This window comes from Mongoliimonas terrestris (genome assembly GCF_001927285.1).
GTDB lineage: Bacteria > Pseudomonadota > Alphaproteobacteria > Rhizobiales > Pleomorphomonadaceae > Chthonobacter > Chthonobacter terrestris.
The window spans coordinates 93,078-118,121 of record NZ_MSIG01000009.1 but is presented as its reverse complement, the minus strand read 5'-3'; the positions used below and the strand labels follow the sequence as shown (position 1 = coordinate 118,121).

Annotated in this window: 23 protein-coding genes; 14 read left to right on the top strand and 9 right to left on the bottom strand. The window is 69.5% G+C overall.

What is annotated here, in order from left to right; all coding sequences use genetic code 11:
* Window positions 1-30: 30 nt before the first annotated feature.
* The gene (hspQ, locus tag BUQ68_RS14440; protein WP_075216689.1) at window positions 31-363 is read left to right on the top strand and encodes a heat shock protein HspQ; all 333 of its coding nucleotides are present in this window, start codon (window positions 31-33) and stop codon (window positions 361-363) included.
* A gap of 281 nt (window positions 364-644) precedes the next feature.
* On the opposite strand, the gene BUQ68_RS14435 is transcribed toward hspQ, so the two are convergent.
* Window positions 645-1,304 carry an invasion associated locus B family protein gene (locus BUQ68_RS14435; RefSeq protein WP_245293260.1) on the bottom strand — a complete coding sequence of 220 codons (660 nt, stop codon included), beginning with the start codon at window positions 1,302-1,304 and terminating at the stop codon, window positions 645-647.
* A gap of 294 nt (window positions 1,305-1,598) precedes the next feature.
* Here BUQ68_RS14435 and BUQ68_RS14430 point away from each other — a divergent pair, with 294 nt between their 5' ends.
* From BUQ68_RS14430 to BUQ68_RS14420, 3 genes are all read left to right on the top strand, one after another.
* Window positions 1,599-3,422, top strand: coding sequence for an extracellular solute-binding protein (locus BUQ68_RS14430; RefSeq protein ID WP_075216779.1), 1,824 nt, complete (start codon window positions 1,599-1,601; stop codon window positions 3,420-3,422).
* Window positions 3,423-3,454: 32 nt separating this feature from the next.
* On the top strand, window positions 3,455-5,095 hold the full coding sequence (locus BUQ68_RS14425) for an AMP-binding protein (protein ID WP_075216687.1): 1,641 nt from the start codon (window positions 3,455-3,457) through the stop codon (window positions 5,093-5,095).
* A 242-nt stretch (window positions 5,096-5,337) separates the two neighbouring features.
* On the top strand, window positions 5,338-6,003 hold the full coding sequence (locus tag BUQ68_RS14420) for a DsbA family oxidoreductase (protein ID WP_075216686.1): 666 nt from the start codon (window positions 5,338-5,340) through the stop codon (window positions 6,001-6,003).
* 28 nt (window positions 6,004-6,031) lie between these two features.
* Here the strand turns inward: BUQ68_RS14420 and BUQ68_RS14415 are convergent, their stop codons facing one another.
* Window positions 6,032-6,697, bottom strand: a complete 666-nt coding sequence (locus BUQ68_RS14415) for a DUF502 domain-containing protein (protein ID WP_075216685.1) — start codon at window positions 6,695-6,697, stop codon at window positions 6,032-6,034.
* Between the two features lie 197 nt (window positions 6,698-6,894).
* Between BUQ68_RS14415 and BUQ68_RS14410 the strand changes: the two genes are divergently transcribed.
* Window positions 6,895-7,254 (top strand): YbaN family protein, encoded by a 360-nt coding sequence (locus BUQ68_RS14410; RefSeq protein ID WP_083656587.1) that lies wholly within the window; start codon window positions 6,895-6,897, stop codon window positions 7,252-7,254.
* Window positions 7,255-7,397: 143 nt separating this feature from the next.
* On the top strand, window positions 7,398-8,192 hold the full coding sequence (locus BUQ68_RS14405) for an SPOR domain-containing protein (RefSeq protein WP_139315246.1): 795 nt from the start codon (window positions 7,398-7,400) through the stop codon (window positions 8,190-8,192).
* Between the two features lie 8 nt (window positions 8,193-8,200).
* Here BUQ68_RS14405 and BUQ68_RS14400 read toward each other — a convergent pair whose 3' ends face one another.
* The 4 genes from BUQ68_RS14400 to BUQ68_RS14385 form a co-directional block, all read right to left on the bottom strand.
* Window positions 8,201-8,941: a cytochrome c biogenesis CcdA family protein gene (locus tag BUQ68_RS14400; RefSeq protein ID WP_075216683.1), complete on the bottom strand. Its 741-nt coding sequence runs from the start codon at window positions 8,939-8,941 to the stop codon at window positions 8,201-8,203.
* Between the two features lie 130 nt (window positions 8,942-9,071).
* Window positions 9,072-9,818, bottom strand: a complete 747-nt coding sequence (locus BUQ68_RS14395) for an ABC transporter ATP-binding protein (RefSeq protein WP_075216777.1) — start codon at window positions 9,816-9,818, stop codon at window positions 9,072-9,074.
* A gap of 26 nt (window positions 9,819-9,844) precedes the next feature.
* Window positions 9,845-11,083, bottom strand: a complete 1,239-nt coding sequence (locus tag BUQ68_RS14390) for an ABC transporter permease (RefSeq protein ID WP_075216776.1) — start codon at window positions 11,081-11,083, stop codon at window positions 9,845-9,847.
* The gene (locus tag BUQ68_RS14385) at window positions 11,083-12,090 is read right to left on the bottom strand and encodes an efflux RND transporter periplasmic adaptor subunit (RefSeq protein ID WP_075216682.1); all 1,008 of its coding nucleotides are present in this window, start codon (window positions 12,088-12,090) and stop codon (window positions 11,083-11,085) included. The genes BUQ68_RS14390 and BUQ68_RS14385 overlap by 1 nt, the downstream gene beginning before the upstream one ends.
* A gap of 225 nt (window positions 12,091-12,315) precedes the next feature.
* Between BUQ68_RS14385 and BUQ68_RS14380 the strand changes: the two genes are divergently transcribed.
* From BUQ68_RS14380 to dprA, 5 genes are all read left to right on the top strand, one after another.
* Entirely contained in the window at window positions 12,316-13,275 is a 960-nt protein-coding gene (locus BUQ68_RS14380) for an aspartate carbamoyltransferase catalytic subunit (protein WP_075216775.1), read from the top strand.
* On the top strand, window positions 13,272-14,588 hold the full coding sequence (locus tag BUQ68_RS14375; protein WP_075216681.1) for a dihydroorotase: 1,317 nt from the start codon (window positions 13,272-13,274) through the stop codon (window positions 14,586-14,588). The genes BUQ68_RS14380 and BUQ68_RS14375 overlap by 4 nt, the downstream gene beginning before the upstream one ends.
* Window positions 14,589-14,694: 106 nt before the next feature.
* On the top strand, window positions 14,695-15,102 hold the full coding sequence (locus BUQ68_RS14370) for a hypothetical protein (RefSeq protein WP_075216680.1): 408 nt from the start codon (window positions 14,695-14,697) through the stop codon (window positions 15,100-15,102).
* Between the two features lie 319 nt (window positions 15,103-15,421).
* Window positions 15,422-16,036 carry a glycerol-3-phosphate 1-O-acyltransferase PlsY gene (plsY, locus tag BUQ68_RS14365; protein WP_075216679.1) on the top strand — a complete coding sequence of 205 codons (615 nt, stop codon included), beginning with the start codon at window positions 15,422-15,424 and terminating at the stop codon, window positions 16,034-16,036.
* A complete protein-coding gene (gene dprA, locus BUQ68_RS14360) occupies window positions 16,033-17,175 on the top strand; it encodes a DNA-processing protein DprA (RefSeq protein WP_075216678.1) in 1,143 nt (380 codons plus the stop codon). Before plsY ends, dprA begins: the two co-directional genes overlap by 4 nt.
* A gap of 14 nt (window positions 17,176-17,189) precedes the next feature.
* On the opposite strand, the gene BUQ68_RS23790 is transcribed toward dprA, so the two are convergent.
* On the bottom strand, window positions 17,190-17,333 hold the full coding sequence (locus BUQ68_RS23790; RefSeq protein ID WP_175577821.1) for a hypothetical protein: 144 nt from the start codon (window positions 17,331-17,333) through the stop codon (window positions 17,190-17,192).
* Window positions 17,334-17,716: 383 nt separating this feature from the next.
* Here BUQ68_RS23790 and topA point away from each other — a divergent pair, with 383 nt between their 5' ends.
* From topA to rnr, 3 genes are all read left to right on the top strand, one after another.
* Entirely contained in the window at window positions 17,717-20,470 is a 2,754-nt protein-coding gene (gene topA, locus BUQ68_RS14350; RefSeq protein WP_083656585.1) for a type I DNA topoisomerase, read from the top strand.
* A 142-nt stretch (window positions 20,471-20,612) separates the two neighbouring features.
* Window positions 20,613-21,359 (top strand): GGDEF domain-containing protein, encoded by a 747-nt coding sequence (locus tag BUQ68_RS14345; protein WP_083656584.1) that lies wholly within the window; start codon window positions 20,613-20,615, stop codon window positions 21,357-21,359.
* Between the two features lie 244 nt (window positions 21,360-21,603).
* On the top strand, window positions 21,604-23,904 hold the full coding sequence (rnr, locus tag BUQ68_RS14340) for a ribonuclease R (RefSeq protein WP_075216675.1): 2,301 nt from the start codon (window positions 21,604-21,606) through the stop codon (window positions 23,902-23,904).
* Window positions 23,905-24,019: 115 nt separating this feature from the next.
* Here the strand turns inward: rnr and rpsI are convergent, their stop codons facing one another.
* On the bottom strand, window positions 24,020-24,496 hold the full coding sequence (gene rpsI / locus BUQ68_RS14335; RefSeq protein ID WP_075216674.1) for a 30S ribosomal protein S9: 477 nt from the start codon (window positions 24,494-24,496) through the stop codon (window positions 24,020-24,022).
* Window positions 24,497-24,498: 2 nt separating this feature from the next.
* Window positions 24,499-24,960: a 50S ribosomal protein L13 gene (rplM, locus tag BUQ68_RS14330; protein WP_075216673.1), complete on the bottom strand. Its 462-nt coding sequence runs from the start codon at window positions 24,958-24,960 to the stop codon at window positions 24,499-24,501.
* Window positions 24,961-25,044: the final 84 nt, after the last annotated feature.

Genomic DNA, 25,044 nt, shown 5'->3' with positions numbered 1-25,044 from the left:
ACACCGGTTCCGCTCCCGAACGGCATGCGTATGCAGAAGATCCGAACCGCCCGCTTCCAGATCGGTGATGTGGTGAAGCACCGCGTCTACCCGTTCCGGGGCGTCATCTTCGACGTCGACCCGACATTCTCCAACACGGACGAATGGTACGAGGCGATTCCGGAAGCGATGCGGCCGTCCAAGGACCAGCCCTTCTATCATCTCTACGCCGAGAACGCGGAGAGCGAGTACGTCGCCTACGTGTCCGAGCAGAACCTGGAGCCGGACGACAGCGGCATGCCGATCCGCCATTCCGAGGTGGAGGAGACGCTGGTGGCGACCGACGACGGGGGGTATCGGTTGCCGCCGGCGCAGTTCCATTGAGCGGGTGGGGCGGACGGGTCGCGTCGAGGTCAGGGGGAATGCGTGGGTGGTCCGCCTGCGCGGTCCATGACGGCGGGTGGGGATGAGGGTAGAGCCTCATCCGGTTCCGTGCTGCATTCCGGTTCCGTATTCCCCTCCAGTTCCGTCCCCTCCTCCATCGTCATGGTCCGCGAAGGCGGACCACCCACGCATTCCAGACCGAACCATCATCCAACGAAAAAGGGCGCCCGACCGGCCGGTCGGGCGCCCTTCGTGCGTGATCGGCCGTCAGGCCCGGCGGGTCAGTTGCCGGCGGCCTTCTGGGCGTCGATGAGCTTCTGCTGGGCTTCCTTGGCCTTGCGCTGAAGCTCGGACTGGAGCTCCTGCTGCTGGCGCTGGAGCGCGGCGGTGTCGAGGGCGGGGCCGTCGAAGGCGGCGGTGAAGCCGGAGAGCGACAGCTTGAAGTTCACGCCCTTGGCCTGCTGGTTGAGCGTGGTCAGGATCAACTCGTTGCCGCGCTTCATCTGGGCGACGAAGTCGTCGGTGATCGGCAGCTCGGCGAAGCAGGCGTTCGGGAAGCAGATGGTGTACTTGGCCGCTTCCTGCTTGTTCTTGTCGATCTGCACGCGCATGCCCGGCTGGATCAGCATGCCGACCGGCGTCTGCACGAGGAGGATCTTGCGCGCTTCGCCGGCCACCTGCCGCACGCCCGCGGAGGCCAGGAACTGGCCGCTGTCGGTGCGCAGCTCGCGCTGCACGAAGCAGATCTCCTTCTTGGCGGCCTTGTCGTCGCCGCAGAGCTTGACCCAGGCGTTCTCCGCCGCCGGCGCCGGCGCGGCGGGCGCGGCCTGGGGGGATGCCGCCTGGGCGAACGCCAGGGACGTGGCCAGTGTGGAGGCGACGAACCCGGCCGCCACAGTCCAGGCGATCCGAGCCGCCCGCGTCTTCATAGTCGTCGCCATCACATCAGGTCCTCGATAGGGTGTCGATCCCGATCTCGGCCGGATCCTTCCGGCCGCCCCTTCGGGCCGCGGCACCGCGGGAACGGGCATCAACGGCGCCCGCCCGGTCCGCACTGGATCGCCCGTCGTGTGAACGGAAAATGGGGCGACACGGTGACTGCCCGGGCGCCTGTCATAGACCAGCGTCCGGCGGTTTTGAAGCCGAGGTGATGCCCTATTCGGGAACGTGGTATCTTCGCAACAGATTCGGTTTCGTTGGCGAGGAGCGTCTCGGTGGTCTCTGGGTTTCGGTTGCTGGTCCCTGTCCTTTCCGCATACGCCTCGAAGGTCCTGACCTTGACTGTTCTGGCCTTGGCGACCGGCGCGTTGCCGGCGTTCGCCGAGCCATCCCACGGCATCGCCATGCACGGCGAGCCGGCCCTTGCCGCCGACTTCCCCCACTTTCCCTATGTGAACCCGGACGCGCCGAAGGGCGGGCGGATGGCGCTCGGCTTTCCGGGCACGTTCGACAGCCTCAATCCCTTCATCGTCAAAGGCAACGCGCCGCGCGGGCTGACCGACGCGCTCTACGGCAACAACGTCTGGGACACGCTGCTGATGCGGTCCGCCGACGAGCCCTTCACCCTCTACGGGCTTCTGGCCGCCACGGTGGAGGTGCCGGACGACCGCTCCTTCGTGGAATTCCGGCTACGGCCGGAGGCCCGCTTTTCCGACGGCACGCCGCTGACGGTGGATGACGTGATCTTCACTGCCGACCTCCTGAAGACCAAGGGCCGGCCGATCTACCGCAACCGCTTCGGCAAGGTGGCGTCGATCGAGAAGGTGGGCGACACCGGCGTGCGCTTCGTGTTCGGTGACGGCGCGGACCGGGAACTGCCGCTGTTGATCGGCCTGACGCCCATCCTGCCGGCGCACGCCATCGATCCGGCGACCTTCGACCAGTCGAGCCTGACGCCGCTGATCGGGTCGGGACCCTACACGATCGCGTCCGTCAACGCGGGCGCTCAGGTGGTGCTGAAGCGCAACCCGGACTATTGGGCCAAGGACCTGCCGATCAAGCGCGGCATGGACAATTTCGACGAAATCCGCATCGAGTATTTCCGCGACGGCAATGCCTATTTCGAGGCGTTCAAGACCGGCGCCTTCGACGTTCTGATCGAGAGCGACCCGCAACGCTGGAAGACCGGCTACGACTTCCCGGCGGCGACATCGGGCAAGATCGTGCGCGAGGAGATCGCCAGCGGCACCCCGAAGGGCATGGCGGCGCTGGTGATGAACACCCGCCGGCCGCTGTTCCAGGATCGCAAGGTGCGCGAGGCCATGGGACTGCTGTTCGACTTCGAATGGATCAACCGCAATCTCTACGAAGGCGCCTACAGCCGGACCGGCAGCTATTTCCAGGGCTCCAGCCTTTCCGCGCTCGGCGTGCCCGCGGGCGAGCGGGAGATCGCGTTGCTCGCCCCCTACCCGGATGCGGTGCTGCCGTCGGTGATGGACGGCACGGACGCGCCGCCGGTCTCCGACGGATCGGGGCGCGACAGGGCCAAGCTGCGCAAGGCGCTGGACCTCTTCGCCGAGGCGGGCTGGACGCTGAAGGACGGGGTTCTGACGAACGCCGAGGGCACGCCCTTCCGGTTCGAGTTCATGGCCAAGACGCGCGAGGAGGAGCGGCTGGCGCTCGCCTGGCAACCCTCGCTCAAGCGGCTCGGGATAGACATGGCCATCCGGAGCACCGACAGCTCACAGTACTACGATCGCCAGAAGACCTACGACTTCGACATGATCCAGATGCTCTGGACCGCTTCGCTGTCGCCCGGCAACGAGCAGAACAACCGGTGGTCTTCGGAGAGCGCCACGACAGAGGGCACGTTCAACTACGCCGGTGTCGCCGTTCCGGCCGCGGACGCCATGATCGACGCCATGCTGGCGGCGCGCGAGCGGGCGGACTTCGAGGCCGCGGTGCGGGCGCTCGACCGGGTGCTGATCTCCGGCCGCTACGTGGTGCCGCTCTTCCATCTGCCGAAGGACTTCGTCGCGCGCTGGACCCACATCGCCCGGCCGGAGACGACGGCGCTCACCGGCATCCAGCCAGTCACCTGGTGGTCCACCCAACCCTGAGGCGTCCGCCCAGCCTTCCGAGGAGACAGGTCATGATCCTGACGCCCGAATCCCGCATCCGCGATCATGTGGCCTCCGGCGCCTGGACCCGCGAGACGGTGGACGACCTCATCCGCGCGGCGATGGCGGCGGTGCCGGACCGGACGGCCGTGATGGATGCCGGGACCGTGCCGGTGCCGGGCGTCTCGGCCCGCTACAGCTTTGCCGAGATGGAGCGGCGGGTCGCCGGCCTCGCCGGCTTCCTGGGGGGCGTCGGCCTGAAGCCCGACACGGTGGTGGGCATCCACCTGCCGCCCTGCGCCGACGCGGCCATCGTGATGCTGGCGGCGCTTCGCGCCGGGCTGGTGGTGGCGCCGCTGCCGCTGCATTGGTCGAACGGCGAGATCGAGACTGCCATCGGGGTCGCCGGCATCAAGGCGATCGTGACCGCCTCGTCGGTGGAGAGCGACCTCACCGGCGAGCGCATGCGCGACGTGGCCGCGGAGGTGTTCGCCATCCGGTTCGTGTTCGCCCTCGGCGAGGGTCTGCCGGACGGACTGATCGACCTTGCCGCCGTGATGGCCGAGATCGACGCCTTCCCGCCGGCGCCGGGCGTTGCCCGCCGGGGCGAGGCGGCGGACCATATCGCGCTTCTGAGCTTCGCGCGCACCGGCGACGACCGGCTCTGCGCGGTTCCGTTCAGCCACAGCCACGTGGTGGCGCTCGCCCGGGCGCACATGGCGGAGGCGGGCGCCAGCACGGACGACGTGCTGCTGGTGCCGATGCATCCGGCCAGCCTGCCGGGATTCGCCGGCGGGTTGGTCGGTGCGCTCGCGACCGGCGGCACCGTGGCCTACCACTACGGTCAGACGCTCGGCGGGATCGCCGGCGCGGCAGCCGAGACGGGCGCCACGCGCGTCGTCGCACCGGTGGCGCTCGGACCGGCGCTCGCCGCCGTTCTGGAGCCGGGCGTCGGCCTGTCGCTCGCCGACCGGCGGGTGGCCGGCGGGAACCGCGCGCGGATCGGCGGCGGCCGGCCGGTGGTCGATCTCCTGTCGTTCGGCGACGTGACGCTGCTGCCGCGCCTTCGTGGCGCCGACGGGCGCCCCACTGCCATCCCGGCCGGCCCGGTGCGCGCGGCGGGGAGCGATGCCGTCCTGGCGGAGCTTCGCACCAAGGGCCGCACCCGCGTTGCCGACAGCCGGCGCACGCCGGCCGAACTGACGCTCTCCGGCCCCCTGGTGCCGGACACGCCTTGGCCGGAGCCCATGTCGGGTAACGCGGGCGGCGTGCTCGCCTTCACGAGCGACGGGTCGCTGCGCACCGGGCTCAACGTGATCGCCGATCCGGACGGCGGCAGCTTCGACATGATCGGCCCGGCGCACGAGATCGCCATGGTGGCCGGCCATCCGCTGTCGCTGCCGCGGCTCGACGCGCTGGTGCGCCGGCATCCGGGCGTGGCGGACGCGGCGGTGTTCCCCATTCCGGACGGCCTGATCGGCGCGCGCATCGGCGTGGCGGTGGTGCCGCGGCCGGGCACACCCCTGTCGCTCCAGGATCTGACCGACTGGCTCGCCACCGCCGGCGTCGGGCCGCTGGAGCGGCCGTCGGCGCTGGTGCCGGTTCCGGTGATCGCCCGCACGGCGGACGGCGGCGTGCAGCGGCAGAGCCTGCTCCTGGAGCGGGTGGCCTGATCCGGCGGGGCGCCCTTCCGGGACGGAACGGGCGAACCAACGGCCCCTCCCCTCGTTCTTGTGATTGGTGCGCCGGCCTTCCCGGTTGATAGTCTGGCGCCTTTCGTGCTCGGCTCGTGAAGCTCGGACTTGTCCGATCTTCACGCGCGGTGCGGCCTGACCGGCCGACGCCCGATCGGGCCTGGTATCAAACGCGGCCGGCCTTGCCTCCCTCTCGGGGGCCCACCTGACGGAGAGACGCCATGTCCCGCCCCGCCCTGACATTCGATGTCGTGATCGACGTCGTCTGCCCCTGGTGCTTCATCGGCAAGCGCCGCCTGGACCAGGCGATCGGCCAGCTGGAGGATAGCTACGCCGTCACGGTGAACTACCGGCCGTTCCAGCTCGACCCGACCATCCCCGACGAGGGGATCGCGCGACGCAAGTATCTGCTCGACAAGTTCGGCGATCCGGGCCGGGTGGCGGAGGTGCACGCGCGCATCGAGGGGATCGGCACCGAGCTCGGCATTCCGTTCGCGTTCGAACGGATCGAGACCTCGCCGAACACCCTCGACGCGCATCGGATCCTGCGCTGGGCGCAGGAGGAAGGGCTTGGCGACGAGGCGGTGGAGACGCTGTTCTCGCTCTACTTCCTGGAAGGGGCCGACCTCACCCGCCGCGAGGTGCTGGTGGCCGCCGCCGAGACCATCGGGCTCGACCGGGACGAAGTGGAGGTGAAGCTCGACGACGGCACCGACCGCGAGGGGATCAAGGAAGAGATCGCCTATGCGTCGAAGCTCGGCATCACCGGGGTACCGTGCACGATCATCGCCGGCCGCTACGCGGTGTCGGGCGCCCAGACGCCGGACGTGCTGGTGGATGCGGTGCGTCAGGTGATGGCCGAACTGGAGAAGACCGGCACCGGCTGAAGCCGGACGACGGCGGAGACAAGCTCGATCAGGCCTTCTCCAGCACCCGTTCGGCCGCCTTCTGGATCCGGTCGCGCGCCACCTCGCCGGTTTCGGCCGAGACGAGGCCGAAGGAGATCACCAGCTTGGCGGCGTCCTCCACCGAGATGTCGAGAGGGATGGTCTCGCGCAGGGGCAGGAAGAGCAGGAAGCCGCCGGTGGGGTTCGGCGTCGTCGGGACAAAGACCGTGACGGCTTCCTCGTCGAACGGCAGGCGCGCGCGGGTCTCGCCCCGGGTCGGGCCGGCCACGAAGCCGATGGTCCAGAGGCCGCGGCGCGGGTATTCCAGGAGCACGGCGGTCTGGAAGGACGAGCCGCGCTCGGCGAGCACCGTCTCGAAGATCTGCTTCAGGCCGCGATAGAGGTTCCGCACCACCGGCATCCGGTGGAGCATGTGCTCGCTGTAGCCGAACAGGGTACGGCCGACGATGTTGGCGGTGAGAAAGCCGATCGCCATGATGAGGATGACGCCCACCACGAGGCCGAAACCGGGCACCGGGAACGGCAGGTAGGTATCCGGATTGTAGCTCGCGGGGAGATAGGGCTTGACCCAGCTGTCCACCCACGACACCAGCGCCCAGGTGAGGTAGAGAGTGATGCCGGCCGGACCCGCCACAACAAGACCTGTCAGGAAATAGTTGCGCAACCTCGTCACGTGTGTCGGCCCCTTCGAATCGTCAGCCGGACATGGGCCCGGATCGCCAGCAGAGTCGCCAGCGAGAGAGGCGAAATTGGGCCCCGCTCTTGCCCGGTCGACCTCAGCATAAGCATATTGCCGCCGCACGACAGTCCGCCGTTCGACATTCGAATAAAATCCAGCGCCCGACCCGACCGGGTGCCCCTGGAGCCTCGATGCGCCGCTCGCTCTACCTGGTACTCGGCTATGTGCTCCTCGGGCTGGGGGTGGTGGGCGCCTTCCTGCCGATCCTGCCCACGACCATCTTCATCATCCTCGCCGCCGCCGCCTTCGCGCGCTCGTCGCCGAAGCTGGAGGCGCGGCTGCTCGCCCATCCGCAATTCGGGCCGCCGCTGCGCCGCTGGCGCGAACGGGGCGCCATCGCGCCGGCCGCCAAGGCGATGGCGCTCGGCGGCATGCTGGTGGGCGTTGCGGTGTTCTGGTTCACCGCCAAGCCGTCCCTGCCGGTCGCCGCCGCCGTCGGCCTAGTGATTGTGGCCTGCGCGCTCTATGTGGGCACCCGGCCGAGCGCCTGATCGGCGCCTGACCTTCGATAGCGGTGAAAAAAGTCTCTCCAACGTCCTTCATATGCAGCTTAATCTTGCCGTGCGGCAACGCTTCCCGTCTCATGACTCATTGGACGTCGCAGATTCGGCGGGGCGATGATGAGGCGCGTGGCGTGAGGAGCGGAGCAAACGATCCGTTTGATCCTCTCGGCCCCGAGGAAGGGGAGCCGAGCGGCTTCGTCGTGCTCGCCTGGTCGGCGCTGGCGGCGGTGGCGCTGCTGATGGCCATGGTGGCCTGGCAGTATGGCGCGCCCGACCGCAATGTGGCCGCCCGCACGCTCAACGACGACGCGACCTACGCGGACGAGATCACCGGCAGCATCGACCGGATCGGCGTCACCTCCGGCCGCGGCGATCTCTCCACCACGGATCCGGCCGGACCGGACGGCGAGGCGGACCTCGGCGCCCTCAAGGTGGAGAACGCGGGCCTCCGCCATACGGTGGAGGTGCTGCGCGGCCAGATGGACGGGCTGTCGGAACGCGTCGCCCTCCTGGAGGAGCGCCTCGGCGACCTCACGGGCAGCGTCTCCGCCCCGGACAAGAAGAGCGTGCGGACCACCCAGATCACCGCGACGCCGCCGGTGCCGGTCACCAACCGCGACCGGGCCGCACTGGCGAGCGACCCGCCGGTGAGCCGCACCCAGTTCGGCGTGGAACTCGGCACCTACCGGGACCTCGCGTCGGTCCAGGCCGGCTGGCGCACCCTTCGGTCGGGCAAGCCGGAGCTCTTCGGCGGCCTCAACCCGCTCGCCACCGTGCGCGACCGCGGCGGACGGACGGAACTGCTGCTGGTGGCCGGGCCGTTCGCCAACGCCCAGGCGGCGGCCGACCTTTGCGCCCGCGCCACGGCGGACGGCATCGCCTGCCTGCCGGCCTTCTACCTCGGCCAGCCGCTGGCGCTGCGCTAAAAGCCGGCTCAGCCCAGGGTGGCGAGGGTCGGGAAGGTTTCCAGGAGCCAGAAGGAGACGGTCTGCATCTGGCCGGTGAGGAACATCACGCCGGTGACGACGAGCACGGCGCCCATCACCTTCTCCACACGGTTGAACTGGGCGCGGAAGCGCTTAAGGAAGGCCATGAAGGGCCCGGCGAAGAGCGCCGCCAGCACGAAGGGCACGCCGAGGCCGGCCGAGTAGACGCCGAGGAGCACGGCGCCCTCCCCCACCGTCTCGCGCGACCCGGCGACGGTGAGGATGGTGGCGAGGATCGGGCCGATGCAGGGCGTCCAGCCGAACGCGAACGCGAGCCCCATCACATAGGCGCCGACCGGCCCGGCCTTCACGCCGGCCGCCTGGAACCGCGCCTCGCGGTAGAGGAAGGCGAGCCGGAAGACGCCGAGGAAGTGCAGACCCATCAGGATGATGACGACGCCCGCCACGGAGGCGAGAAGCGGCGCGTTGCGGGCGATCACCTGCCCCATCACCGACGCGGTGGCGCCGAGGGTGATGAAGACGGTGGCAAAGCCGAGCACGAAGGCGATGGCCACGCCGACCACGCGCAGGCGCGCCACCCGCCGGCTTTCGGCGACGTCGGTCAGTTCCTCGATGGTGGCGCCGGCGAGAAAGCCCAGATAGGGCGGCACCAGCGGCAGCACGCACGGGCTGACAAAGGAGATGAGGCCGGCACCGAAGGCGGCGAGGAAGGTCACGTCGGGGGTCATGCGAACCTGGCTGATGCTGTCCGGTGGAAGACTTTTAGGGGGCCGTCCGCGCCCCGTCGAGGGCGCGCCCGGCCGCAGGGCCTTCACGATGCCGTCACAGGACCGGGGAGCGTCACAGGAGCGGAGGGCGTCACAGGAGCGGTCCGGTGCGCACCGGCTCCGACGCCGGCCGGTCGCTGACGATCAGGCCGTCGACGAGGTGGATGCGCCGCTGCATGCGGGCGGCGAGGTCGAGGTCGTGGGTGACGGCGATCACCGTGCGGCCATCGCGGCGGACGAGACCGTCAAGGATGTCGAACACCTGGCCGGTGGACTTGCTGTCGAGCGAGCCGGTTGGCTCGTCGGCGAGGATGACCGGTGGGTCGTTGGCGAGCGCCCGCGCCACCGCCACCCGCTGGCGCTGGCCGCCGGAGAGCTGGTCGGGCCGCTTGTGGCCGTGGTCGGCGAGGCCGAGGGCGGCGAGGATCTCCTCCGCGCGGGCGCGCATCTCCGCCTCGGTGCGGCGGCCGAGCCGGCGCATGGGGATCATCACGTTGGCGAGCGCGCTGAACTCCGGCAGCAGGAAGTGGAACTGGAACACGAAGCCGAGGGTGGCGAGGCGAAGCGCCGCCCGCGCGTCGTCGTCGAGGGAGGCGGTCTCCCGGCCGGCGATGCGGATCTCGCCGGACGTCGGCGGATCGAGAAGGCCAAGGAGGTAGAGGAGCGACGACTTGCCGGACCCGGACGGACCGGTGATGGCGACGAACTCGCCCCGGCCGACGGCAAAGGTGGCGTCCTTGACGAGGGTCACCGGCACGGTGCCGCCGAGCACCCGGCCGGCGTGCACGGCCTCGATGAGCGGCGTGGCGCTGGCGGGAGCGACAGGGTCGCCCGACATCTCGGCGGACGCGGAGACGGTGGCGGTCATGTGGCCCCCCGGATGATGTCGACCGGATTGAGCGACGCCGCCCGGCGCGCCGGCAGGTAGCCGGCGACCGCCGCCGAGCCCATGGCGAAGAGGGCGGCGAGCGCGTAGTGGGTCCAGTCCACCACCACCGGCAGGTGGGTCATCTCCACCTCCGCCTTCACCTCGAAGCGGATCGATCCGAGGAGCATGGTGAGGGCGAAGCCGAGGCCCCAGCCGAGAACGGACCCGACCGTGCCCATGGCGAGCCCTTCCATCAGAAAGAGCCGGCGCATGTCGGCCGAGCGGAAGCCGAGCGACTTCAGGATGGCGATGTCGCGCGCCTTCTCGTGGGTGATGGTGGAGACGATGTTGAAGATGCCGAAGCCGGCGACCAGCAGGATGGCGCCGACCACCGTGTACATGATGACGTTGCGCACGAAGATGGCTTCCAGAAGCGACTGGTTCGCCTCCTGCCAGGATTTGGCATCAAGGCCGAAGGTGCCCTCGATCCGGTCCGCCACCGCGTCGGCCGCGTAGGGGTCGTCCAGCGACAGGCGGATGGCATTGATGGCGGAGGGCTGGGCGGCGAGGGTCTGGGCATTCTTCAGGAGCATGTAGACCAGCTGGTCGTCCTCCGCCGAGACGCCCGAGTTGAAGACGCCCACCACGCGGAAGCGGAGCGACACGCCCTCCGACGACGAGACGGTGATGGTGGAGCCGACGGCGGCACCTAGCGTTTCGGCGACGCCGTCGCCGATCACCACCCGCGAGGCGGTGGCCTTCAGGTCGTCCACCCGGCCCTGCACCATGTTGCCGGGGAGCGGCGACACCGCGGCGTAGCGGTCCGGATCGATGCCGACGACCGAGACGCCGACGTCGCTGCCGCCATAGCGGGCGGTCGCCTGCAGGCCGAGGGTGCCGGAGACGCGGCCCGGCACCCAGGTGCGGAGCGCCGCTTCCACGGCCGCCGGGTTGAGGATGCCGCGCCGGTCGTCGCGCGGTCGAAGGCCCGAATAGTCCGCCACGTCGTAGACGGCGCTCGCCGGCTGCGGCCGTGGCTTGCGGGTGTCGACCGAGACGGAAACGTGCGGATACTCTTTCACGATCGTGTCGATCAGGTCGTTCTGGCTGCCCTGCATCAAGGCCGCCATGGCGATGGAGAAACCAACGCCGAGGGCGACCCCGAGCACCGACACCACCGTCTGCCGGCCGCGGCCGGCGATGTGGGTGAGCGCCAGGTCGACCAGGAGCCGGATCACGGCCGTGCCTCCACCCGGACCCTGTCGCCGGGCGCAAGGCCCTCCGGCACGGGTACGAGGACGACCTCGCCGCCGGCAAGGCCCTCGGTGATCTCCACCGTCTCAAGGCCGCGGATGCCGACCGTGACCGGCACGCTGGCGACCCGCCCGTCGGCCCCGACCGTCATCACGGCGCCGTCGGAGAGCGCCGCGGCCGGCACCACAAGGGCGTCCGCGACTTCGCGGATGACGATGTTGGCGTCCACCGACATGCCGATGAAGAGGGGTGTCTCGTCCGGCAGGGCGATGCGGACCCGGTAGGTCTTCAGCACCGGGTCGCCCTTGGGGGTGAGGCGGGCGACGGTGCCGGTCAGCGCCTCGCCCGGGAAGGCGTCGGCGAAGAGGAGCACCGACTGGCCGGCCTTGACGCGGGGGATGTCCTCCTCGTTCACCTCCGCCTCCACCTGGAGCGGACGCGGGTTGCCGACCCAGGCGAGCGCCTCGCCTTCGCGGGCGATCTCGCCGATGGCGGCGTCGAGGCGGAGCACCTGGCCGGCCATGGGGGCGGTGATCAGGTGGTCGTTGGCCTGCTCCTTGACGGCGGCGAGTGACGCCTCGATCTGGGCGAGGTCGGCGGCGGCTCGCTCCCATGTCTGCTCGCTGCCGACGCGCCGCTCGAAGAGGTCGGCGGCGCGCTGGAGTTCCTTCACGGCGAGCACCCGCCGGGCCTCCAGCTCCTGCAGGCGGGCGCGGATCTCGCTGTCGTCGAGGCGCACCAGCAGATGGCCGGCCGGCACCGTATCGCCCTCGCAGTCGCAGACGGCGACGATGCGCTTGCGGACGAGGCTGGTGACCTCCGCCCAGCGCGCCGGCTCCACGATGCCGGAGGCGTAGACGATCTCGGCGGCCGTGCCGCGCCGGGCCTCCACCGTCTGTACGATCAGCGGGCGGCCGAGGGCGTACCAGGCGGCGCCGGCACCGGCGGCCAGAAGGATCACCACACCGAGCAGGGTCGTCCGACGCATGCTGTCCGTCCCTCGACGTCGCCGGTTGCGCTTGATGAAGAACCGGTCGCAAGGCCATGTCTATGCGGGTGGGCCCGCCGCCGACATGATCGAGGTCATGGCGCCCGCCCTCTCGCCGTCGACGGACTGCCGGCCGCACGCCCGGGCAGAGTGCGTGCGCGCTGCCTGTGGATGAGCGCCATCCGCCTTGCCCCGGCGGCGGAACCGGCCTATCACGCTGGCTTCATGACCATGACCGATTACGGTTTCGACCGTCGCCACCTGCTCGGCATCGAGGGGCTTACCCGGCTGGAGATCCTGGATCTCCTCGACCGGGCCGAGGCCAACGTCGAGATCGGCCGCCAGGCCAACAAGAAGCGCGACTCGCTGAGCGGGCGCACCCAGATCAACCTCTTCTTCGAGGCCTCGACACGGACCCAGTCCTCGTTCGAGCTCGCCGGCAAACGGCTCGGCGCCGACGTCATGAACATGGCGGTGGCGGCCTCGTCGGTGAAGAAGGGCGAGACCTTGATCGACACGGCGGCGACGCTGAACGCCATGAACCCGGACGTGATCGTGGTGCGCCACCACGCCTCCGGCGCCGTGGCGCTGCTCGCCCAGAAGGTGGACTGCTCGGTGGTGAACGCGGGCGACGGCGCCCACGAGCACCCGACCCAGGCCCTCCTCGACGCGCTCACCATCCGCCGCCACAAGGGCCGGATCGAGCGGCTGACCATCGCCATCTGCGGCGACATCATGCACAGCCGCGTGGCGCGGTCGAACATCCTCCTCCTGACCGCGCTCGACGCGCGGGTGCGGCTGGTGGGGCCGTCCACCCTCATCCCGTCGGCCTTCCGCGACATGGGCCTGGAGGTGACCACCTCCATGCGCGAAGGCCTGAAGGACGCCGACATCGTCATGATGCTCCGCCTGCAGCGCGAGCGCATGCAGGGATCGCTGGTGCCGTCGGTGCGGGAGTACTTCCACTATTACGGCCTCGACCCGGAGAAGCTCGCCTTCGCCAAGCCGGACGCCCTGGTGATGCACCCGGGGCCGATGAACCGGGGCGTGGAGATCGACCCGCAGGTGGCGGACGGCCCCCAGAGCCTCATCCGCGAGCAGGTGGAGATGGGCGTCGCCGTGCGCATGGCGGTGCTCGACGCGGTGGTGAACGGGCGCGGCGCCCGCACGGAGGGGTCCGCATGAGCGCCTTCGCCAAGCGAGCCGGCGACACGCCGCCGCTCGTCATCGACAATGCCCGCGTGGTGGACCCGTCGCGGGGCATCGACGCGCCGGGCGCGGTGATCGCCCTCGGCGGCGTGATCGCCGCCGCCGGGCCGGACGCGCTCAACCAGGGGCAGCCGGACGGCGCCGAGGTGGTGGACGCCGGCGGCGCGGTGGTGGCGCCCGGCCTCGTGGACATGCGGGTGTTCGTGGGCGAGCCGGGGTTCGATCACCGGGAGACGTTCGCATCGGCGTCCAGGGCCGCGCTTTCGGGCGGCATCACCACCATCGTGACGATGCCGGACACCCATCCGGTGATCGACGATCCGGCGCTGGTCGACTACGTGTTCCGCCGCGCCCGCGACACCGCGCGCGTCCGCGTGCGGCCGATGGCGGCGCTGACCAAGGGCCAGGCCGGGCAGGAGATGACCGAGTTCGGGCTCCTCAAGGAGGCCGGCGCGGTCGGCTTCTCGTCCGGCCGGCAGGTGGTGGCGAATGCCCAGGTGCTCCGCCGCGCCCTCACCTACGCGCGCGACTTCGACGCCCTCGTCTGCCACATGCCGGAGGATCCCGACCTCAAGGGCGCCGGGGTGATGAACGCCGGCGACACGGCGGTCCGGCTCGGGCTCAGCGGCATCCCGTCGGAGGCGGAGAGCGTGATCCTCGCCCGCGACCTTCGCCTCGCGCGCCTCGCCAAGGGGCGCTACCACGCCTCGCTGGTCTCCACGGCCGAGGCCGTGGACCTGATCCGCTGGGCCAAGAACCAGGGCATCCAGGCGACCGCCGGGGTCGCCATCACCAACCTGACGTTGAACGAGATCGACGTCGGGGCCTATCGGACTTTCTTCAAGACCCAGCCGCCGCTCCGCTCCGAGGACGACCGGCTGGCGCTCGTGCAGGCGGTGGCGGACGGCGTGATCGACGTGGTGGTGTCCAACCACGACCCGCAGGACGTGGAGACCAAGCGCCAGCCGTTCGCCGAGGCGGCGGACGGGGCCGTGGGCCTGGAGACGCTGCTCGCCGCAGGCCTTCGGCTCGTGCACGCGGGCGATCTCAGCCTCTCGCGCCTCCTGGAAGCGACGGCGACCCGCCCGGCCGCCCTCCTCGGCCTCGACGCCGGCACCCTGAAGCCCGGCGCGCCCGCGGATCTGGTGGTGCTGGACGTGGATGCGCCCTGGGTGCTGTCGGAAACGATGCTCCTGTCCCGGTCCAAGAACACGCCGTTCGAGGGCGCGCGGTTCATGGGGCGCGTGGCGATGACGGTGGTCGGGGGGCAGGTGGCGTTCCGGCGGTAGGGGGATGGCGGAATGGGCTGGCGGGTGCGTAATCCAAGGTTGCGCGGACGGGAATTTTGGCGGTAGGATGTATTTGCCACTCGTAAATGAGGCAAATGCACCCCTCATGCTTCTCTGGTTCGCGATGAATGTCGCCTTGCCGCTGATGCCGCTCGCACTGGTCGCCGCCGTCGGCTGGCTGCTTGACTGGCGCAAGCAACTGCTCGACCTCATTTCAGACGGACAGCTCTATTTCTTCTCTGTGACCATCTGTGCCGTCTTCACGTTCGATGCGGTAACATCGCACCGGCTCGATCCCGCGCTTTTCATCGTTCTTTTGTTCGCCCTTCTCACGCTGATGTCCTTCTTCACTGTTTCCATGGTCATGGTCCATGGGCGTACGGACGAAACGGACCACACCGTTCCGGCTCATCGGACAGCCTTGCTTCGGAAACTCTCCCTGGTCTCGGTCATCATCTCCGGAATTACCGTCGGCGGAATCTGCTATGGTCGTTCGCTGCTGCAGATGGGCTGATCGCTTAGTCAAAGGTGCCATCATGGACCCGGCTTCGAAATCCTCGTCCGCATTTCCCATCACGCCGGACGATCTGCTGGCAGCAAGTTGCGGCATGGCGGTCGGCACGGGCATCGGTATCGCGATTGGTCTCGCCAACGCGGGTCCTTTGCTACTGCCCACGGCCCTCGGCATGGTCGGGCTTGTGGGGGGCGCCGTGATCGGGCGATCATCGCGGCGGCGCAAGGGGTCGGAAGGGCACTCGAACTCCGCTTGACCGTTTGCCTTCCGGAGGGGGAAGGCACTATACCGGCATGGGTTTTCGGGGAGCATCCATACCGTGCCTGATCCGATCAGCTGGTCCTTTGTCTGGCCCTACTATCTGGCGGCGCTTGCCGTCGGGTATCTGCTCGGCTCCATCCCCTTCGGCCTGATCCTGACGCGGGCGGCCGGCCTTGGCGACGTGCGGTCGATCGGGTCGGGGAACATCGGCGCCACGAACGTGCTGCGCACCGGTCGCAAGGGCCTCGCGGCCGCCACCCTTCTCCTCGACGGGCTGAAGGGCACCGCGGCGGTGCTGCTCGCCGGCGCCTACGGGCCGGAGACGGCGGTGGTGGCGGGCTTCGGCGCCTTCCTCGGCCACTGCTTCCCGGTCTGGCTCGGCTTCAAGGGCGGCAAGGGCGTGGCGACCTACATCGGCATCCTGCTCGGCCTGTTCTGGCCAGCGGTGTTCGTGTTCGCCGCCGTCTGGATCGCCGTCGCCTATTTCGTCCGCTACTCGTCGCTGGCGGCGCTCGCCGCCACCGTGGCCATCCCGCCGGTGCTCTGGTGGCTCGATCGGCCGCAGTTCGCCCAACTCTTCGCGGTGCTCAGCGTGCTCGTCTGGATCAAGCACCACGTCAATATCCGCAAGCTGCTCGCCGGCACCGAGCACAGGATTGGCCAGAAGACATGACCGCTTCCTCCGCATCCGGCGGAGTACGGTTGTCGAGACGCCAGCTTGTGGACTGGCTGCGGCTGATCCGGGCGGAGAACGTCGGGCCGGCCACGTTCCGCACGCTGCTGAACCACTACGGATCGGCCGCCGCCGCCCTGGAGGCGCTGCCGGAGCTTGCCCGTCGTGGCGGCGGGGCGCGGACGCCCCGCATTCCGACGCCGGAGGAGGCCGAGCGCGAGTTGGACCGGACGCTTGCCGCCGGGGCGCGGCTCGTGGCGCTCGGCGAGGAGGACTATCCGCCGCGCCTGCGTGAGATCCCCGCCCCGCCGCCGCTGCTGGCGGTGCGCGGCGACGGCGAGTGCCTGCGCCGGCCGGCGGTCGCCATCGTGGGGTCGCGCAACGCCTCCCTGCCGGGGCTGAAGATGGCCGAGCGTATCGCCCGCGGCCTCGGCGAACGCGGCTACGTGGTGGTGTCGGGCCTTGCCCGCGGCATCGACGGGACCGCCCACAAGGCGGCGCTCGGCTCCGGGACGGTGGCGGTGATCGCCGGCGGCATCGACCACATCTATCCGGAGGAGCACCGCCCGCTGCAGGACGACATCCTGCGGAACGGCGGCGCGGTGCTGACCGAGATGCCGTTCGGCTGGATTCCCCGCGCCCAGGACTTTCCCCGGCGCAACCGCCTCGTCTCCGGCATCAGCCTCGGCGTCGTCGTGGTGGAGGCGACGGCCAAATCCGGCACGCTCCACACCGTCCGCTTCGCGCTGGAACAAAGCCGCGACGTCTTCGCGGTGCCGGGCAGCCCGCTGGATCCCCGCGCCGAGGGCACCAACAAGCTGATCCGCGACGGCGCCCGGCTGGTCACCTCGGCCGCCGACATCGTAGAGGAACTGGAGCCGCTGCTTCGCCGGCTCCCGGACCGGCCGGCGGATAGCGGGCTGATGGATCCGGACGACGCGGGCGAGGACATCGGCCAGATCGACGACGATGCGCGTGCGTTGGTGCTCGACGCGCTCGGCCCGGTTCCCATGGCGGTGGACGACATTCTGCTCCATACCGGGCTCAGCCCACGCGTGGTGAACATCATCCTCGTCGAACTCACGCTGGCCGGGCGCGTCGAACGCCACGGCAGCCAGCTGGTCGCCCTCACCTTCTGACCGGGCGCGTGCCTTCAGCGAGTCCGCGGCGTCATGTCCCCGTCGGGCTGCCGCGGAACCGCCTCGACCCTCGTTTGTCCGGCACCGGCCGAAGCGGCTTCTTCACGGGCCATTTCAAGAAGATAGGCCAGCACTTTAAGACCGGCGCCGTCGGCCATGCGGCTCAACTCCTGACTCATGCGTGCAATATACTCGACCCGCTCACGCTGAGCGTCCGTCAACCCGCCCGTGCCCCGTTCCATCTGGACCGCCCATGCCGGTGTGCTAAAGCGCAATGCATATGACGAAACCTGCCATCCATCCACTACGTGCCTACAACCATGAGTAGGATTTTCCTGCAAAAGGTGCGTAAGGTCAAGAGCGAAACCAAGGCGTGCAATGCGCGTGTCGCAAGGGTCCCGATCGCCTCGCGACTTGACCCCAGTGCCTGTTGTCTTCCATTGAGGGACGGTAAATGGGGGCCGAGCCGTGCCAGCCGGGCGCCGATGGGCGATCGTGGCTGCGGCGGCAGTCTTTTCTCGACAACAAGTGACGAGAGCCGATGGACGTCGTAGTCGTGGAATCGCCTGCCAAGGCGAAGACCATCAACAAATATCTCGGCGGGGGTTACACGGTTCTCGCGTCCTACGGGCATGTTCGCGACCTGCCGGCCAAGGACGGCTCCGTCGATCCGGATGCGGACTTCGCCATGCAGTGGGAGGTGGACGGGAAGTCGTCCAAGCGCCTCGCCGACATCGCGACGGCCATGAAGTCGGCCGACCGTCTGATCCTTGCCACCGACCCGGACCGCGAGGGCGAGGCCATCTCTTGGCACGTGCTGGAGGTTCTCAACGCCAAGAAGGTGCTGAAGGGCAAGCCAGTGCAGCGGGTGGTGTTCAACGCCATCACCAAGCAGGCCGTGCTCGACGCCATGGCGAAGCCCCGCGACATCGACACGCCGCTGGTGGAGGCCTACCTGGCCCGCCGGGCGCTCGATTATCTGGTCGGCTTCACCCTGTCGCCGGTGCTCTGGCGCAAGCTGCCGGGCGCCCGCTCGGCCGGCCGGGTGCAGTCGGTGGCGCTTCGCCTCGTCTGCAGCCGCGAGAACGAGATCGAGACCTTCGTCCCGCAGGAATACTGGACACTGCTCGCCCGTCTGGCGACGCCGGCCGGTGACGAGTTCGAGGCCCGGCTCTCCGAGTGGGACGGCCGCAAGACCGGCCGCCTCGACGTCAAGGACGGCGAGACCGCGACCGCCATCCGCACCTTCCTGGAGCGCGCCAGCTTTTCGGTTGCGAGCGTCGAGGCGCGACCGCAGAAGCGCAACCCGTGGCCGCCCTTCACCACCTCCACCCTGCAGATGGAGGCCTCCCGCAAGCTTGGCTTCTCGGCCCAGCGCACCATGCAGGTGGCGCAGCGGCTCTACGAGGGCGTCGATGTGGGCGGCGAGACCGTCGGCCTCATCACCTACATGCGGACCGACGGCGTGCAGATTGCCCCGGAGGCGATCACCGCCACGCGCAAGGTGATCGCGGCCGAATACGGCGAGCGCTACCTGCCGGAAAAGCCGCGGCTCTACTCCACCAAGGCCAAGAATGCCCAGGAGGCCCACGAGGCCATCCGGCCGACCGACCTCTCCCGCCTGCCGAAGGCGGTGGCGCGCTTCATGGAGGACGAGCAGGCCAGGCTCTATGAGCTGATCTGGAAACGCACCGTGGCGAGTCAGATGGAGAGCGCCGACTTCGAGCGGACCACCGTCGACATCGTCGCCTCGGCGGACGGGCGCGCGGCAGGCCTGCGCGCCACCGGCCAGGTGCTGAAGTTCGATGGCTTCCTGAAGCTCTACACCGAGAGCAAGGACGACGAGGACGACGAGGAGGGCGGCGGTCGGCTGCCGAAGATGGCCGCGGGCGACGCCCTCGCCCGGCGCGGCATCACCTCCACCCAGCATTTCACCGAGCCGCCGCCCCGCTTCACCGAGGCGACGCTGGTGAAGAAGATGGAGGAGCTCGGCATCGGCCGGCCGTCCACCTATGCGGCGACCCTCGCCACCCTGCGCGACCGCGAGTATGTGAACGTCGACAAGAAGCGGCTGATCCCGTCCGACAAGGGCCGGCTCGTCACCGCCTTCCTGGAAAGCTTCTTCGAGCGGTGGGTGGAGTATGACTTCACCGCCAGCCTGGAGGAGGAGCTCGACAAGATCTCGTCCGGCGACATGGACTGGCGCGAGGTGCTGCGCCGCTTCTGGCAGACTTTCTCCGCCCATGTGGCGGAGGTGAAGGACCTGCGCGTCAGTCAGGTGCTGGACGCCCTCAACGAGGAGCTGGCCGCCCACGTCTTCCCGGCCCGGGCGGACGGGTCGGACCCGCGCGTCTGCCAGGTGTGCGGCACGGGCAAGCTGTCGCTGAAGCTCGGCAAGTTCGGCGCCTTCATCGGCTGCTCCAACTACCCGGAGTGCCGCTACACCCGCCAGCTCGGCACGGTGGAGGGCGAAGGCGAGGGGATCGGCGGGGACGGCACCAAGCTGCTCGGCACCGATCCGGTGAGCGGGCTGGAGGTGACGCTCCGCGTCGGCCGGTTCGGGCCCTATGTGCAGCTCGGCGAAGGCGACAAGCCCAAGCGCGCGTCGCTGCCGCGCGGCTGGACGGCGGACGCCATGGACCTGGAGAAGGCGCTTCGCCTGCTGGAGCTGCCGCGTCAGGTCGGCACCCATCCGGAGACCGGCAAGCCGATCGAGTCCAACATCGGCCGCTACGGCCCTTATGTGGCGCACGACGGCGTCTACGCGAACCTCGATTCCGTCGACGAGGTGTTCACCGTGGGGCTCAACCGGGCCGTGGCGGTGCTGGCGGAGAAGAAGGAGAAGGGCGCCCGCGGCCGCGCGACCCCCGTTGCGCTGAAAACGCTCGGCGACCATCCGGAGGGCGGCGAGATGACCGTCCGGGACGGGCGCTACGGCCCGTACGTGGCCTGGGGCAAGATCTACGCGACCCTGCCGAAGGGCTCCGACCCGCAGGCGGTGACGCCCGAGCAGGCTGTGGCGCTGCTTTCGGAAAAGGCCGGCAAGTCGCCCGCCAAGGCGAAGGCCGCGCGGTCGTCGGGCAAGTCTGCCGCCAAGGCGAACGGCGCCGCGGCGGACGGCGAGGCGGCCGAGGGAACGGCGCGCGCGAGCACCGCCGCCCGCTCGACCGCCGGCAAGGCCAAGACGTCGAGCCGGAAGACGGCCACGGCCGCGAAGGCGTCCGCCCCGAAGGCGGCGAGCGGAAAGGCCGCGGGCGACAAGCCGGCGGCCCGCGCGCGCAAGTCCGATGGTTGAACCGGACGGCTGGGCCGCCGAACGGAGAATTCCGTGATGGCGGTCCCGGATCGATGGAGATCGGGACTGCGCATTGACATGATGATTAGGAGTTTCGACACGCCTGCCGCCTAATCTCGTGGCCGAACAGGTGAATGCCATAATGACACCTTTGCCGTTTCGGTTTGCAGAGCTGCTCGGCTGGGCGATTAAGCCTGGGCCGAGGCTCTACGGCATCGTGTTCGCGTTCGTCCTTTGCGAAGCGCTCTTGGTCGTTGCCCTGATCCTCGCGGCCGATGCCCTGTCGGCTCTCGACACGGTCACATACGCCGCCGTGGGCGCCGTGTTGACGATCGCGCTCGCCTTGCCGGTCAACCTGCAGAGTTGTTCGGCCTATCTGTCGCTCCTCGATGCCAAGAATCGGATCGAGCAGATGAGCCGAACGGATGTGCTGACCGGCCTTCCCAATCGGCGAGTCTTCCTGGAGCTCGTCGACCAGCACATCGGACAGCCCGTCACCCTGGCTATCCTCGATGTCGACCGGTTCAAGACGGTGAACGACACCAAGGGCCACGTGGTGGGAGACCGGGTGCTGATGGCGGTCGCCAACGAACTGGCACGAGACCTCGCCACCGTCGGCACGCTTTGCCGGATCGGCGGCGAGGAGTTCGCGCTCCTCTGCTTCGGGCAGGCCGTCGAGGACGTGCTGCCCACAATCCAGCGCGCCTGTGCGGCCGTGGAAACGCTCCAGATCCCGAGCCCGTCCGGGGCGGTCCGCGTCACCCTGTCCTGCGGACTGGCCGCAACGCCGTCGCTTGCCGAGGTGCATCCGCTCTACGCGGCGGCCGACAGCGCGCTCTATGCGGCCAAGGCCGCCGGTCGCAACCAGGTGATGCTGGCGGCGGCCTGATCCCGCCACGCGCCGCGGACCGGCAGCCGGGGCCATGGGCAGCGGCGATGGAGCCGCCCGCGAACCCGTTCGGCACGACGGCGTTCAAGTCGTGTCGGGAGGCTCGCCAGGCGACTGTCGGCCCGACTGCCCTTCGGTCGGGGCTCCGGCCCAACCAGCCTGGAGCCGCCGCCGTTCGATCCGCGTTTCACTCCGGTCGAAGGATGCTCTAGGGTCGACTGGCCATTCAGGAGTTTCCAGAACCTTGCCCCGCAAGCCCCGCCCCGACGACGCCCTTCCCTTTCCGACCCGCGAGGCGGTGCTGCGCTTCATCACGGAGCACCCGACGCGGGCGACCAAGCGCGACATCGCCAAGGCCTTCGACGTGAAGGGCGAGGCGCGCGTGGGGCTGAAGTTGCTTCTGAAGGAGTTGGAGGGCGAGGGGCTGATCGAGCGGCACGCCAAGCGCCTGTCCCAGCCGGGCGCCCTGCCCCCGGTGCTCGTCTGCGAGGTGGTCTCCCGCGACGCGGAGGGCGACGTGTTCGCCGAGCCGGTGACCTGGGACGAGGAGAACGGCCCGCCGCCGAAGCTCCTGGTGCTGGCCAAGGCCGGCCGTCGCCAGGAGGGCGGCATCAACCCGGGGATCGGCGACCGCATCCTTGGCCGCATCACCGACATGCCGCGCGGCTACGAGGCCGTCGCCCGCGCCGCCGTGCGGCCGATCAAGCTCCTGGACCGCCGACCGGAGGGCATCATGGGGGTGGTGCGGCTGACGGCGGGCGGCGCCCGCGTGTCGCCCATCTCCAAGAAGCAGCACCATGAGTTCGTGATCGACACCGAGCACCTGAACGGCGCCGAGGACGGCGACCTGGTGACGCTCGACGTGCACCGCGCCGGCCGCTACGGGCTGCCGCAGGCGAAGGTGCGCGAGCGGGTCGGCTCCATGAAGTCGGAGAAGGCGGTCTCCATGATCGCCATCCTGGCCAACGAGATCCCGTACGTCTTTCCCGACGCGGTGATCGCCGAGGCGGAGGCCGCGCCGGCCGCCAGCATGGCGGGCCGCGAGGACTGGCGCGACCTGCCGCTCGTCACCATCGACCCGGCGGACGCCAAGGACCACGACGACGCGGTGCACGCGACGCCCGATCCGGACCCCGCCAACCCGGGCGGCGTGATCGTCACCGTCGCCATCGCCGACGTGGCCGCCTACGTTCGGCCGGGCAGCGCCCTCGACAAGGAGGCGCTGAAGCGCGGCAACTCGGTCTATTTCCCGGACCGGGTCATCCCCATGCTGCCGGAGCGCATCTCCAACGACCTCTGCTCGCTGAAGGAGGGCGTCGACCGCCCTGCCCTTGCCGTGCGGATGATCTTCGACGAGAGCGGCCACAAGCGGCGGCACAGCTTCCACCGGGTGATGATGCGCTCGGCCGCCAAGCTCGCCTACCAAGAGGCGCAGGCCGCTGTCGACGGCCGGCCGAGCGAGCGCGCGGCGCCTATCCTCGAGACGGTGCTCCGCCCGCTCTGGGACGCCTATGCGGTGCTCTCCCGCGGCCGGGCGGCACGCGAGCCGCTGGAGCTGGACCTTCCCGAGCGCAAGGTGCTTTTGAAGCCGGACGGCACCGTGGACAAGGTGGTGACGCCGGAGCGGCTGGACGCGCACAAGCTGATCGAGGAGTTCATGATCCAGGCGAACGTGGCCGCCGCGGAGACGCTGGAGGCCAAGCGCTCGCCGCTCGTCTACCGGATCCACGACCAGCCGTCGCTCTCCAAGATCGAGTCGCTCTCCGACTTCCTGCAGACCCTCGACCTCAAGATCGCCAAGCAGGGCAGCTTCACGGCCGGCATCTTCAACCGGCTGCTGACCAAGGTGGAGAACCACCCGAACGCCCAGCTGATCAACGAGGTGGTGCTGCGCTCCCAGAGTCAGGCGGAATACTCGCCGCTGAACATCGGCCATTTCGGCCTGAATCTGAGGCGCTACGCCCACTTCACCTCGCCCATCCGGCGCTACGCGGATCTCATCGTCCACCGGGCGCTGATCCGCGCCCTCGGCCTTGGCGACGACGGCCTGCCGACCGGCATCGAGGAGCGCCTCGAGCGGATCGCTGCCGACATCTCGGCGGCGGAGCGCCGGGCCATGCAGGCGGAGCGCGAGACGATCGACCGGCTGATCGCCGAATGGCTGTCGGACAAGATCGGCGCCACCTTCCGGGGGCGCATCGCGGGCGTCACCAAGGCAGGCCTCTTTGTGAAGCTCGCCGACACCGGCGCCGACGGCTTCATCCCGGCCTCCACCATCGGGGCGGACTACTATGCCTATGACGAGGTGCGCCATGCCCTCGTCGGCTCGCGCACGGGCGAGACCTACCAGCTCGGCGACACAGTGGACGTGAAGCTCGTGGAGGTGGCGCCGCTCGCCGGGGCGATGCGGTTCGAGATCCTGTCGGACGGCCGCTCCGGGCGGCCGATGGCGCGCTCGCGCCTGCGCTCCTCCCTCCGCCATCCGGACCGCAGCGGCGAGCGCAATGCGCCGCGCAAGACCTACGGCCCGCGCCGAGGCCGCTGAAGCGTCCACCGTCCGGGGTTTCTGGCGCCACTTCCGTTTCCGAACGCAAAAAGGGCGGCACCGGTGGCGCCGCCCTTGATGGTCTTGTCTGCCGTTCGCCGGCGCCGATGAAGGATCAGCGCTTGGAGAACTGGAAGCTGCGGCGGGCCTTCCGGCGGCCGTACTTCTTGCGCTCGACGACGCGGCTGTCGCGGGTGAGGAAGCCGAGCTTCTTCAGAACGCCGCGCAGGCCCGGCTCGTAGTAGGTGAGGGCCTTGGAGATGCCGTGACGCAGCGCGCCGGCCTGGCCGGACAGACCGCCGCCGGCGACGGTGGCGACCACGTCGAACTGGCCGTCGCGGCTCGTCGCGAAGATCGGCTGCTGGACGATCATCTGCAGGACGGGACGGCCGAAATAGGCCGTGAAGTCCTTGTCGTTCACGGTGATCTTGCCGGTGCCCGGCTTGACCCACACGCGGGCGACGGCGTCCTTGCGCTTGCCGGTCGCGTAGGCGCGGCCGAACTTGTCGAGCTTCTGGACATGGACCGGCGCTTCGGGCAGCGCCTCGATGGCGGTGCCGGCGAGTTCGGAGAGGGAGGACAGCTCGGCCATGGTCAGGTCCTCGCGTTCTTCTTGTTCAGGGACTTGACGTCGAGCAGCTCGGGCTGCTGGGCGGCATGCGGATGCTCGGCGCCGGCGTAGACGCGCAGGTTCTTGAGCTGCTGGCGGCCGAGCGGACCCTCGGGGATCATGCGCTCGACGGCCTTCTCGATGACCCGCTCCGGGAAGCGGCCTTCCAGGATCGCACGGGCGGTGCGCTCCTTGATGCCGCCGATGTAGCCGGTGTGCCAGTAATACTTCTTGTTCTGGTACTTCCGGCCGGTGAAGACCACCTTGTCCGCGTTGATGACGACGACGTTGTCGCCGTCGTCGATGTGCGGGGTGTAGGAGGCCTTGTGCTTGCCGCGCAGGCGCATCGCGATCAGGGTCGCGACGCGGCCGACAACGAGGCCTTCAGCGTCGATGAGGATCCACTTCTTCTGGACCTCGGACGCCTTTGCCGAGTAGGTCGCCATGGATTGAACCATCCGTTGTTCTTGACGTCGTCCGCGCCGGATCCCTGCGGGAGCCCGTTTGCGGGGGACGGAGCCGTGGCGGCA